Raw genomic sequence first — 12694 nt, 5'->3', positions numbered from 1 at the left:
GTGACACAACAGCGGCCGAGGATCTGCTCCTTCCAGCCGCTGTCGATGGGTAACTGTCTTCGTTGTGATACCCATACTTCACGGTAGTTCACCCGCTGTTTGAATTCACCCCTACCCGTCGGTTTTTTTCCGTGTGTTCGCTGGGAGCGCCTTTATTACGTCTGGGAGCGCTACCGTCGTCATCTGCTTCTTCCCGCGCGGGGCGGGCGTGGCGGCAACGACGACGGCGCCGGCCACCACCGCTCCCTCTTCACGGAGTACACGCGCGGTTTCGGCGATGGTTGCTCCTGTGGTCAGGACGTCGTCGACGATGAGACACGGCCGGTTCCGGTCCATTGTGCGCATTGCCGGTGCTGCCTCCATGCTGCCGTGGAGATTGCGGCGCCTGCCCTGTCTACCAAGCGCCTTCTGTGACAACCCACCCGAGACAAGGTTCATGAGTGCAAGCGGCTGGCGGCGGAGCCGGACAACCCCGGCAACAGCTGTTCCTGCCGGCAACTCACCGCGTCGGGCCAATCCGACAAGCAGCAACATCAGAGGATCATAACCACGACGCCTGACCGATGCTCCCCGGGCAGGCACCGGAACCAGCAGTACCTCCGCAGGTTCCTCACAGAGCGTCCACCTGGCCTCATGCAACGCTCCGGCGAGTGCGGCCTGCAGCCAGCGCGTGATGTCGGTATGCCCGTGATTCTTGAACGCCAGAAGAACAGCCGACACGGCATTGGCATACTGGCCCGCCGCGACAACGGGAAGCGGTGACAGAACCTCGTCGTCTGTCAATGGGTGCTCTGTCGGCAACCATTCCTTCCCGGGCAGCCCTTCCGCGCCGTGTTCGGCCCGGAAGGGCCGAACGGTGGAGCGCCTGAAGGCTGCTGCGCAGGCCGAGCAGAGCGAGCTGTCAGCGATTTCGCACACCACGCATTCCGTCGGGAAGATCAGTGACCAAAACTCGCCCAAAGCTTCAGCGGCCCTTCTCCAGAACAAGTGGAGGCGAACCCGATCCAGAACTCGCTCCACGCTTTCCCGCCACATGGCTAAACCGTGTCACAACGGGGCAAAGCGCATCAGCAAGGGAGGCGAAATGTGGATAAGTTGCGTCCGGGAGCAGTTACCCGGCGAACGCCGGGTCGCGGGCAACGACGCCCTGGTCCGTCCAGGTGTTGCCGACAACGCCGTAGATGCTGTTCCCGCTCTGGGCAAACACATTGGAGCTGCCCGTTCCGGCGCTGAGGTGTTGCAGGCCTTTGAGGGGCACGAATTCGTCGGGGTCCGATGCAAAAGGGATCAGTGTGGCGATGACCGCGGCGTCCCGTGAGGTATCCGCCACGACAACGGAGGTTTCCGTGACCCACTTCGCGGTATCTATCGCACCGGCCGGGTTGAGTGATATCGGCTCGCTCAACGTCTGCGGCACACCGTCCTCGCTACGGCTGACCCCGGACAGCAGCAACTGGCTCTGTCCTGACTGCTGGGCCACGACTAGGGCCCTGGCTCCATCGCGGGAAATACGGATCTCGCTGATCGTGCGGTTCCCCAGCCACGGGGCAAGAACCTCAATCGCGTTGCTCGCGCTTCCGCCGGGCGGGATGGCTCGGACGTAGGAACGCCCCTCTGTGGTGCCCGCCGTCCAGATCCAGTTTGCAGGGTCGTAACTGGGAGCGGTCAGGTTTGACCCTGCGGTGACTGTCCGAACGTTTTGTCCCTCTCCCGTTGCCATGAGCTCGGTCCGTTCATCGTTCAGGAAGGCATAGTTTTTTCCGTCGTAGGACATTGCCGGGTCGACGGGGTCGAAATCCGCAATGGACGGCACATCATCGACAGGAGTCAACTGACCGCCTTCAAAGAAGGCCAGCTCATCCTCGCTGATCACGATCTGCCTGCTCGGAACAGCCGGATCCAGCTCCGGGAGCACGAGGTCGGGGTCGATTTCGAAGGGGATCGGCTGACCCGCCCGCAGTTCCACCGAGTTCACCGTGTTGAGTCCTGTCATGGTCACTCTGAGCTGCTGTTGCATCTGTTGACGGCGCAGGTTGTCGGTGCCGGTGAGAATGTCCTGTGTGAAGTCGATGGTCGCCGTCCCCGATTCAATGGGCACCGATTCAACTGCGAGGGCCGCGTTTTCGGGGAAGGCGCTTGTGACTGCACCCTGCAGGTACGGTGCCGGGCCATCGATGAGTGCCTTGACGATGTTCGTGGCGATTCCCTGGCGGGTGACGAACCAGCGAACATCGGGAACCCAGTAACGGTAACTGCTGCTGTAGAAGTAGAGCTCGTGAGATTGCAGGAGGTTCTTCGCGTCGGCGGTGGAGATCATGATCCCGCTCGGTATTTCCGCGACGCGCCACTCCCCCTGCACCTGTTCCATTTTGACCGTCATGGATTCTGTAGTGCCGGGCCCGACGTTACGTCGAATACCTGCGGCGTCAATGTAACCGGCAACCTCCAGCTGGAGCTGCAATTCGCCCTCTGTCGGAGTGGAGCTAATCTTGAAATCAGTCCGGTAGATAGTGATCTCTTCCTCCGGCTCCCACTCCTCCGCCAGCGCTGGAGTGAGATAGGACCGTGCCACACGGTAGTCTTCCGAAACGCCGATGCCCGCGACGAGGAACCCACTGAGAATTTCCCCTGCGCTGGCTCCCTCGCGCGGAGGCGGTGGGTTGTTGACGAATCGGGCACCTGTTTCGGCCTCGGCGGTCGCTTCGATCGTTCCGACCGGCCCGGCCGTGGGAATGGAGGAGCACGCGGTCAGCAGCGTGAGCAAAAGGATCAGGGCAACGACTGCCCGTGAGCGTGCACGCTTCATCAGTCCTCGCTCCCTGGCGCGCCGTGCATCGTGGGCACAGCGTCCGGCGTTGTGCTTGTCCCAGCCGGTCCCGGAGGGAGCGCCTCCTGCCGCGGCGGAAGCGGAAGCGGCGAAACCTTCAACACCGAGTCCCGGCGCTTGGGCAGTGTAAGCCGGAAGCAGGAGCCTTCCCCGGGCGAGCCCCAGGCCTGAAGCCATGCGCCGTGGAGTCGTGCGTCCTCGGTGGCGATCGACAACCCGAGACCGCTGCCGCCGGTGGTGCGCGCACGGGCAGGATCGGCACGCCAGAACCGGTCGAACACCCGGGCAGCCTCGAGTGGAGTCATCCCGATGCCGTGGTCCCGCACGGCTACGGCAACGGCATCCGGGTTGGACGCAATGTAGATGTTGATCGGTTTTCCTTCGCCGTGTTCCAAGGCGTTGACTACAAGGTTGCGGAGGATGCGGTCGATTCGTCGGGGGTCGACGTCAACCACGCACTCGGACTCCTTCGAGATCACCGTGACATCGGATTTGTGGCTCTCTGCCAGCGGACGCGTTCCTTCGATGACGTGGTGGACAAGCTGGAAGATATCGGTCGGCTCGGCATCCAGTACCGCCGCGCCCGCATCGAAGCGTGAGATCTCCAGGAGGTCCGCGAGCAGCGCCTGAAAGCGCTCCACCTGGTTGTACAGGATCTCCGCCGAGCGCCGGTTGACCGGGTCGAAATCCTGGCGCGCGTCGTGCAGGACCTCTGCAGCCATCCGGACAGTTGTCAGCGGCGTTCTCAGTTCGTGGGAGACGTCGGAGACAAAACGCTGCTGCATCTGCGACAGCCGGGCAAGCTGGGTGATCTGATCCTGGAGACTGGCCGCCATGTGATTGAAGGAGGCGCCCAGACGTGCAACCTCGTCTTCGCCCTGAGTCTCCATGCGCTCCTGAAGTTGGCCCGCCGCCAGCTTTTCCGACACCAGTGCGGCGTGGCTCACCGGCCCCACCACGCTCCTCGTGACAAGCCACACGATAGCCCCGATTGTCACCAGGAGAAGTGTTCCGCCTATCAAGGTCACGCCATGGATGTAATCCAGGGTCGCCTGCATGGATGAGAGGTCGTAGATGAGGTAAAGCGAATACTCCGTCTGCTCCGGAGGGAGGGTCACTTTCGTTCCGAAGGCAATACCCGGCACATTGAACTCGGCGCCGGACGCTGACGTCGCAAGGGCGATCGGTGACCAGTACTGATCGTCACCGTTCCGGACTGCTTCCGCGAGCGCTTCCGGAATAGCAGAAGATTCGGTCAAACCCGGACTCGCGAACGGCGAAACAAAGATGCTCTCCTGACCCGGAACACCCTTCAGCATGAACTGCCGCGGGGCGTCGGCTCCTCCGCCCTCCAGACTGGGCAGGGTGTCGCGCACGAGCTGCGCGGTTGACTCACGATCGGTCACCGACGTCTGGGCGAAGATCTGCTTGACCTCGCTCAGACCGGCGCTCGCCTCAGCCTTGAATTGCTCGAGCCTCTCCTGGTAGAGCCCGTTTGCTATCTGGCTGGAAAGAAACGCTCCGACTGCCAACAGCGCGACGGCGGTAAGCACCAGTGTGGAAGTGACAGTCCGAAACAGCAGCGATCGACGCCAATGGCGCGCAGTCTGCGCCATGGTGGACTGGACCCACTGCCACCCCCGCGCGGCGCCCGTGGACGCCGAGCTCAGGGACCGGCTTGCCCGCCTTTCCAAAATTACGCTTGTCCTGCCTTATATCCGACGCCACGAACGGTCAGTACGATTTCGGGGGCTTCAGGATCCCGTTCAATCTTGGATCGCAGCCGCTGTACGTGAACGTTAACGAGCCGGGTGTCGGCTGCGTGCCGGTATCCCCAGACCTGTTCCAGCAGTAGTTCACGCGTGAATACCTGCCACGGCTTCCGTGCCAGGGCAACGAGCAGATCGAATTCGAGCGGCGTCAGAGAGATAGGTTCGCCGGCCCGCGTGACAGAGTGACCCGCAACGTCAATGCTGACCTCGCCAATGCGCAGAGTTTCAGGTGCCTTCTGATCACCGGGGCGCAGTCGCGCCCGAACCCTGGCTACCAACTCTGCGGGCTTGAACGGTTTCGGCACGTAGTCATCGGCGCCGGACTCCAACCCGCGAACGACGTCGGACGTGTCCGACTTGGCGGTGAGCATGACGATGGGAAGGTCCGATTCGTTGCGGATCTGCCGGCAAACCTCGATTCCGTCAATGCCCGGGAGCATGAGGTCCAGGAGGACGAGATCCGGCTTGGTGCTCCTGAAGACATCCACCGCCTGCGCTCCATCGGCGCAGAACACAGGGTCGAAACCATCGTTGCGCAGGACGATACCGATCATCTCAGCCAGTGCTTCGTCGTCGTCTATGACCAGAATGCGTGCCTTCATATCCCCATAATCTCCCATTGCCCCATCAATGTCGCATCGGCGCGCGACCGGCATCTGCGGCCAGCATGCCTCTGTCATCCTAGAGGACGATTTGTCGGCGACTTCGCACGGAACGCCCGCCGGACGACGTGCGATGGAGAACAATGGAGGCATGGCCGCCTCCTCGGCCCCCGACACGGGCGGAAACGTCAGGGCAGGTAACTATAGTTCTAGATGTAGAGCCGGAACAGTCGCCTGTCGGGCGTGCGAAGAGTCGTGTACAGCACAACCAACGGTTCGCGTACAGCGGGCAGCACACCAGGTGTAAGGGGAAAATCATGAGCGGGAACTTCCCGGGAGGGAACCCGGAGGACCGTCCATGGCAGCCTCCTTCCGGACCGCAGCAGTGGGGGCAGAACCAGCAGCCGAAGTGGGGCCAAAACCAGCCCTGGCCTTCTGAGCAGCCGCCCGGCCTCGCGAACCCGGGATGGCCCGCCCCTCCGCCCGGCCAGTTCCACGGCTACCAGGCGCCGCCGAAACCCGGCATCATTCCGCTGCGCCCGCTCGGTCTGGGGGAAATTCTCGACGGCGCTTTCCAGGCCTGCCGCCGGAACCCCCTTGCGACATTCGGAACGGCCATCCTGTTTCAGGTGGTTGTGGCGGTCCTGACCGTTCTCCTGACGATCGGTCTGACCGGATCGCTCGCAACCTTCGACCCGTTCACCGCCTCCTCCGCGGAGGTCACCGGACTGGTCGCCTCCGTACTCTCCATCGGCTCGGTTCTGGTGCTGTTGACCTCGGTGGGTGTCCTCATCCTGCAGGGCGTCCTGATTATTCCGATCGCCCGCGCGGTACTCGACGAGCGCACCGGATTCACTGCGCTGTGGAAGCTTGCCGGACGCAGGATCCTCCCTCTGCTCGGACTGGGAGCGATCCTCTTCGCTCTCTGGACCGTTTCCGTTGTCGTGCTGGTGCTCATTCTTGTCGGCCTTTCCCTCGCTCTCGAGGACGCCGCAGTCGCGATTGTCGTGATCGGGATCCTGGCAGCAGTAGCACTTGCAATCTGGCTCAATATCAAATGGGTTATGGCCCCGGCCGCGCTGATGCTCGAGGGAGTCGGCCCCATCGCGGCGCTGCGCCGGTCCTGGTCCCTCACCACCGGTAACTGGTGGCGGACGTTCGGAATCCTGGTGCTCACCTCCATCATCGTTTCGATCATCACCCAGGTCGTGGCCGCGCCGGTGTCATTCCTTGCCTTCGGTTTTGGATCCTTCACTTCTGCGCCCGCTTCCACCGAGGCTGCGGTGCTCGAATCGCTGCCCGTGCTTCTGATCGTTCAGGCAGTGACAGCTGTATTTACCGCGATCGGCTTCGCCTTCCAGGCCGGCGTCACCGCGCTGCTCTACGTTGACCTTCGGATTCGGCGGGAGGGTTTCGACATCGTGCTCCTGCGGGAGAACGAAGCACGCGCGAAGGGCAGCTACTCTCCCATTCCCGGACAGTCGGGTCGCGGAGGAACAGGCCACCCGGGGCCGCAAAACCCGCAAAACTGGCCGGGAGCCTAACATTCATGCCCGCTGGACGAGCGACGTATCTGATGCCTTCCGAGGCGCCTGTTCAGCCGGACGACGACGAAGCCCGGCAAATGTTGCAGGAGGAGCTGGCGAAAGGTATCTACCGGGATGCCGAGCCATCGCTCCTTGAACGCGCCTGGACGGCCTTCCTCAACTGGCTGGGCGAGATTCTGGGCCAGATCAGAGGTGTAGACGCGGGTCTGGGAACCATCCTGCTGGCGATAGGCGCCGTCGTCGTCATCACGGTGGCCGTGCTCCTGATCAAACCGCGGCTCAACGCCAGGAAGCGTCCGGATCCCACGGTCTTTCAGGCCGCTGTCCAGCTTTCAGCACAGGCTCATCGCGATTATGCGGACGCTGCTGCCCGGACAGGAGACTGGGATGAGGCACTCACGGAACGCTTCCGGGCCATCACCCGCTCGGCGGAGGAACGCGTCATCCTGGATGAGCAGCCCGGACGTACCGCCGTCGAGGTTGCCCACCAGCTGCAGGCCCTGTTCGGCAGTCAGTCAATGGAACTCGACTGGTTGGCAACGCGCTTCAATGAAGTGCACTATGGCGCACGGCCTGCAAGCCAGGCCGACTATCAGCGGGCCGTGGACCTTGACCAGGGGTTGCAGCGGTTTCAGCCGCACCGGCAGACCGACAGTCAGCAATGGACGGCTCCAGTATGACCGGTGACATGAGTTCAACGCTGGCTGCAGAGAACGCGGCCGACGCCGTCGATCGCGAAAGCAGTGCCGGCAGTGAGGTAATCGGCGACGGAGGAAGCGCCCGCTCCACGCTCCTTGGCAGGCTGAAGCGGGCGCGCGGGTGGATTGCCCTTGCCGTCCTCCTTGCGATCGCCGTCGTCATCGGCGCGGTGGCCACGAGTGCCGGCCAAGGGAGACCGCTCTCTCCGGACAATGCTGCGCCGCAAGGGGCACGTGCAGCCGCGCAGGTGTTGAGCCGCAACGGCGTCGAAGTTGTTCACGCGGAGTCACTTGAAGACGCCGTCGCAGCGCTCCAGGGAAGTAATGACACCCTGCTCCTGCACGACCCTAATAATTGGCTCACATCAGAGCAGTTGGCGACTCTCGGCGGCGGCCTCGCCGACCGTACCCTCCTGATCGAGCCCAGCCTCACCATGCTGGCCGAACTGGCTGACGACATACGGTCCGCTGGAGTTGTCCCTGACGACGCTGAAGAAGCACTGCAGGCAGAATGTATCGATCCGGACGCTCAAGCCGCGGCAGCCGTGAGCGTTGGCGGGTTGTCCTACCGCGGCCCAGTCACCTGTTTTCCGCTTCCCCAGAGCGAGGACGGGAACCCTGCCGGAACCTTCGCTACCGCTGCCGACGGAACAGTGGCCGTTCTGGGTAACGGAGCGATCATGAGCAACGAGCTCATCGACGAGAATGGCAACGCTGCCCTTACGCTCCGAGTCCTTGGCAGCAACAGCACCCTCGTCTGGTACCAGCCCACTGAAGAAGATCTGGCGATTACATCCGGGCCGGCTGATGCCCTGAGCCTGCTTCCCGACTTCGTCAACCCGTTGATGTTCTGGTTGCTGGTCACGGCGCTGCTCGCGATGCTGTGGAGAGGCCGTCGGCTGGGCCCTCTGGTTACGGAGCCGCTGCCCGTCGTTGTCCGTTCGGCCGAGACCGCGGCCGGCAGGGCGCGTCTGTACCAGGACGCCGGTGCAGTGGAACACGCCGCCGGGACCCTCCGCGCGGGGACGCTGACCCGGCTGGCGACACAGCTGCGGATACCGCCCTCCAATACCCGCGCATCAGTTGTGGCGGTCGCCGCCCAAAAAACCAACCGCGAATTCGCCGACGTCGACCGGTTGCTCAACTCCTTCACGCCCCGCTCCGATGCCCAACTCGTGCAGTGGAGCCAGGAACTGGAAAAACTCGAACAGGAGATCCGTCGTTCATGAATAAGCACCACCAGCACCAGCCCGCTCCGCCCGCGCACCAAGCGTCAGACGGCGGTGCCTCATACCCGGCGGGAGCCTCGGCTGAGGGCACGTCGCCGGCGGATCCTTCCCGTCGCGCGCTCGTTGCAGTGCGTGACGAGGTGGCGAAGGCGGTCGTAGGGCAGGACGCAGCCGTGACCGGACTGCTCATCGCACTCCTCGCGAAGGGTCACGTACTTCTGGAAGGTGTACCCGGTGTGGCGAAGACGCTGCTGGTGCGCAGCATCTCGGCGGCCCTCAGCCTGGATACCAAGCGGGTCCAGTTCACGCCGGACCTCATGCCCGGTGACGTAACGGGATCGCTCATCTTTGAGTCCCGGACGGCTGAGTTCACCTTCCGGCAGGGCCCGGTCTTCACCAACATCCTGCTCGCCGATGAGATCAACCGAACGCCGCCTAAAACGCAGGCCGCCCTGCTGGAGGCCATGGAGGAGCGCCAGGTATCCGTCGACGGTGTGACAAGACCGCTGCCGGAGCCGTTCATTGTCGCCGCAACGCAGAACCCGGTGGAATACGAGGGCACCTACCCCCTTCCCGAAGCACAGCTGGACCGCTTCCTCCTCAAGCTCACCCTTCCGCTGCCTGAGCGGGACGACGAAATCGAGGTAATCCGCCGGCACAGTGTGGGATTCGATCCCCGGAACCTCGAAGCCGCCGGAGTGAGGGCCGTAGCGGGCGAAAGCGACCTTGCGGCCGCCAGGCAGGCGGTACAGCGGGTGGGTGTGGCTCCCGAAGTGCTGAGCTACATCGTCGACGTCGTGCGCGCAACGCGCAACGCGCCCTCGTTCCAGCTTGGCGTCTCTCCCCGCGGGGCCACCGCTCTGTTGAACACCTCGCGCGCCTGGGCTTGGCTTTCCGGCCGCGACTTCGTCACACCTGACGACGTGAAAGCTCTGGCTCTTCCGGCCCTGCGCCACCGGGTGGCACTGCGCCCGGAAGCCCAGATGGATGGTGTGAGCGTCGACAGCGTCCTGGGTAACATTCTGGCGACCGTTCCCGTGCCGAGGTAATTGTGGGCGCAGCAGCATGAGCATCACTGCCCGTCTCGTCATCCTTGCCTTGCTCGGAATCATCCCGGTGGTCCTCTACCCGGGCGCTTTGTCCATCGCGCTGTGGCTGGCCCTGCTGACTGTTGGTTGCGCCGTCGACCTTGCCCTCGCCGCATCTCCGCGAGCGATCGGTATTAAGCGGACGTTGCCTGAGACTGTCCGCCTCACGGAGGACGCCACAAGCATCCTCACTGTGCGGAATCACTCCAAGCGGGCCTTTCACGGCTGGATCCGCGAGGGTTGGCAACCATCGGCAGGTGCCCAGAACCCGGTGCACCGGCTGAGCGTTCCTGCCGGCGAGGGCCGTAACCTCAGGGTCCGGCTGGTTCCACGGCGTCGCGGTGACTTGTCCGTGCACCATGTGACAATCCGAAGTGGGGGTCCGCTCGGGCTCGCCGCCCGTCAGGTCACAATTCCAGCGCCAGGCACCCTGAGGGTGTTGCCGCCGTTCCACTCGAAGCGGCTACTGGCCTCGAAGCTGAGGCGTCTGAGGGAACTTGATGGGCGCGCGGCAGTGCAGATCCGTGGGGCGGGAACAGAATTCGACTCTCTGCGTGACTACGTCCGTGGAGATGATGTTCGTTCCATCGACTGGCGGGCATCCGCCCGACGGCGGGACACGGTTGTACGGACATGGCGGCCGGAACGCGACCGCCGTGTGGTCATTGTGCTCGACACGTCCCGCACTTCGGCGGTCCGGATCGAGGACGAACCCCGGCTGGATACCGGAATTGAGGCGTCACTCCTGCTGGCGGTGCTGGCCCAGCGGGGCGGTGACCGCGTCGATTTCCTCGCCTTCGACCGGCGTCCGCGTGCGAGGGTGGAATCCGCGGCCAAGGGCAATCTACTCGCATCCCTCGTCACAGCGATGGCTCCATTGGACTCAGAGCTGATCGAGGCTGACTTCTCAAGAATCCCGGCACAGGTGCGCTCGATCTCCGCGCACCGCAGCCTGGTAGTGCTCCTGACTGCTCTGGATGCCGGGGCCGTCGAGGAGGGCCTGTTGCCGATGCTGCCGTCGCTGACCGCGCAGCATGTCGTCGTGGTGGCGTCCGTCCGCGACCCGCACCTCGATGACCTGCGCCATCAGCGCAGCACTGCGGCGGAGACATACCGCGCGGCTGCTGCTGAGCGTGCTCTTCTCGACCGCGCCGCTATCAAGCAACGCCTCCACCAGCTTGGTGCGGAGGTCGTAGACGAGCCTCCGCACGAGCTCCCGTCCAAACTGGCAGACCTCTACATTCGCCTGAAGGCAGCGGGCCGGCTGTGACGGCGGCGGCCGTGACCGGAAGCTTCGACTATTCCAACACTGCTCGGCGGCAGGGATGGAATGATCTTCCGGCTGCCGTGCGGTCCGCCATCGAAGAGGAGACCGGCGCCCCAGTGCACTCGGTCCGTCTTGCCGGAGGTGGGTTCACCAACGGTTTCGCCGCGGTCGTTGGGGCCTCCGAAGCCACCCTGTTCGTGAAGGCCGCGCCGTCGTCGGACCAGTTCACCCATCCGGCCTACGTTCGTGAGGCTGAGGTACTGAAGTTCCTGCCGGACTGCCTGCCAATACCCCAGCTGCGCCGTTCGCTCATCCTGAATGAAACCCCAGACCAGTGGCAGGTTCTCTGCTTCGAGGCGGTCGACGGCTACATGCCGGGTGATCCCTGGACCACGGCCGATCTCGGTGCGATCCACGCCAGCCTGCTGACGGTACAGGACGCGCTCATCAGCTCGCCGCGTGAGTTGACGGGCGGGCCCATGTCGGCCGGTATCAGCGATGATCCGTTGGTCAGCACCGTCTTTTCACGTCTGGCCTCTGAAGGCGACGCGTTGCCGGGCTTCCTCCCCCATGGCACCTCCGCCAGGCTCGGCGAGCTGCAGCAGTTGCGCGACCGGAGCACGGAAGCGCTGCGGGGCGACTCCATCCTCCACAACGACCTGCGGGCGGATAACGTGCTGCTCCGCCACAGTGATGGCCGGGCATTCATCTGCGACTGGAATTTCCTGGCTCACGGACCTTCCTGGACGGACTGGGTAGGCGTCCTCATCTACGCCCGAAACGGCGGGATCGACCCCTCACCGTGGCTTGCCCAGTCACCGCTGTCTGCTGCGGCGAACGACGACGACGTCGACAGCTGGCTCGCAATCCTCGCCGCCTACATGACCCCCGGCATGCAGCCTGACATTGAGACCAGCCCCCGCCTGCGGGCCCACGCGCGATTCACAGCCGGCATCACAGTGGACTGGCTCATACAAAGGAGATGGTCATGACGTCCTCGGTCTACCAACGAGCACTTGGAGCGGAGTTCGGTCGCCTGCAACCACAGCTTCAGGAGTACTTCAGTCTGCATGAGGATTCACAGCAGTTCGGAACCGGACACGGAACTTTCGATGTGGCAGGCAGCCCTGCCCCACTCCTCAGTCCGTTCTTCGCGCTGGCCGCGAAGGATAACTCCTTCTTCCCGGAGTACGAGAACAACGTCGGCTTCACCGTGCGGAATTGGGCCCACCTGGACCCGTACGGCAGGCCTTCGCTCACCGCACGCCGCGACATTTCGTTCAATAACGTCTCGCGGGTCTTCGAGGACACCACATCATGGGCCGATGGCCGGCTGGTCGATTATCTGGGGCTTCACCGGCGTATGGCCACCGCCCTTACCTGCGAGGTGACGGCCAACGGTCATATGCGGATGATCTCTTCTGCCACCCGCATCTTCGCCGGTCCGCTCAGGCTGCCGCTGCCCGACATCGTCGGAGCCCAGGCCTACATGGAGCAGTGGTGGGACGAGGACGAGCACCGGTTCCGCATCCAGACCAATGTCCTCCACAGGCAGCTGGGGCCGGTCCTGGTGTACGCCGGCTGGTTCACCTATGAACTGACCGCGTACGACGGCGGCCTGCCCGCCGAGGCCGCACCGGCGCGCTGGGAACGACGCGCGTGAC

General features: G+C 63.8%; 11 protein-coding genes. 7 read left to right on the top strand and 4 right to left on the bottom strand.

Annotation, left to right across the window (positions count from 1 at the left end; all coding sequences use genetic code 11):
• Positions 1-111 precede the first annotated feature (111 nt).
• From AC5RTB_RS07140 to mtrA, 4 genes are all read right to left on the bottom strand, one after another.
• On the bottom strand, positions 112-918 hold the full coding sequence (locus AC5RTB_RS07140) for a ComF family protein (protein WP_494060360.1): 807 nt from the start codon (positions 916-918) through the stop codon (positions 112-114).
• 193 nt (positions 919-1111) lie between these two features.
• The gene (locus AC5RTB_RS07135; protein WP_494060359.1) at positions 1112-2806 is read right to left on the bottom strand and encodes an LpqB family beta-propeller domain-containing protein; all 1695 of its coding nucleotides are present in this window, start codon (positions 2804-2806) and stop codon (positions 1112-1114) included.
• Positions 2806-4443, bottom strand: coding sequence for an MtrAB system histidine kinase MtrB (mtrB, locus tag AC5RTB_RS07130; protein WP_494060358.1), 1638 nt, complete (start codon positions 4441-4443; stop codon positions 2806-2808). Before mtrB ends, AC5RTB_RS07135 begins: the two co-directional genes overlap by 1 nt.
• A gap of 80 nt (positions 4444-4523) precedes the next feature.
• On the bottom strand, positions 4524-5201 hold the full coding sequence (gene mtrA, locus AC5RTB_RS07125) for an MtrAB system response regulator MtrA (RefSeq protein WP_056549723.1): 678 nt from the start codon (positions 5199-5201) through the stop codon (positions 4524-4526).
• Between the two features lie 317 nt (positions 5202-5518).
• Between mtrA and AC5RTB_RS07120 the strand changes: the two genes are divergently transcribed.
• From AC5RTB_RS07120 to AC5RTB_RS07090, 7 genes are read left to right on the top strand one after another with little or no spacing between them, the layout of a single operon-like run.
• Entirely contained in the window at positions 5519-6745 is a 1227-nt protein-coding gene (locus AC5RTB_RS07120; protein WP_494060357.1) for a DUF7847 domain-containing protein, read from the top strand.
• 5 nt (positions 6746-6750) lie between these two features.
• Positions 6751-7428 (top strand): DUF4129 domain-containing protein, encoded by a 678-nt coding sequence (locus tag AC5RTB_RS07115; RefSeq protein ID WP_494060356.1) that lies wholly within the window; start codon positions 6751-6753, stop codon positions 7426-7428.
• A gap of 8 nt (positions 7429-7436) precedes the next feature.
• Complete coding sequence (locus AC5RTB_RS07110) at positions 7437-8675, top strand: DUF4350 domain-containing protein (RefSeq protein ID WP_494060355.1); 1239 nt, start codon at positions 7437-7439, stop codon at positions 8673-8675.
• A complete protein-coding gene (locus tag AC5RTB_RS07105) occupies positions 8672-9724 on the top strand; it encodes an AAA family ATPase (RefSeq protein WP_494060354.1) in 1053 nt (350 codons plus the stop codon). Before AC5RTB_RS07110 ends, AC5RTB_RS07105 begins: the two co-directional genes overlap by 4 nt.
• A 16-nt stretch (positions 9725-9740) precedes the next feature.
• A complete protein-coding gene (locus tag AC5RTB_RS07100) occupies positions 9741-11033 on the top strand; it encodes a DUF58 domain-containing protein (RefSeq protein WP_494060353.1) in 1293 nt (430 codons plus the stop codon).
• 11 nt (positions 11034-11044) lie between these two features.
• Positions 11045-12022: a phosphotransferase gene (locus tag AC5RTB_RS07095; protein WP_494060352.1), complete on the top strand. Its 978-nt coding sequence runs from the start codon at positions 11045-11047 to the stop codon at positions 12020-12022.
• Entirely contained in the window at positions 12019-12693 is a 675-nt protein-coding gene (locus AC5RTB_RS07090; protein WP_494060351.1) for a DUF4166 domain-containing protein, read from the top strand. The genes AC5RTB_RS07095 and AC5RTB_RS07090 overlap by 4 nt, the downstream gene beginning before the upstream one ends.
• The last annotated feature ends 1 nt before the right edge of the window (position 12694 follow it).

It is taken from the genome of Arthrobacter sp. M71 S08, assembly GCF_059089725.1.
This window is presented reverse-complemented; position numbering and strand designations above follow the sequence as displayed.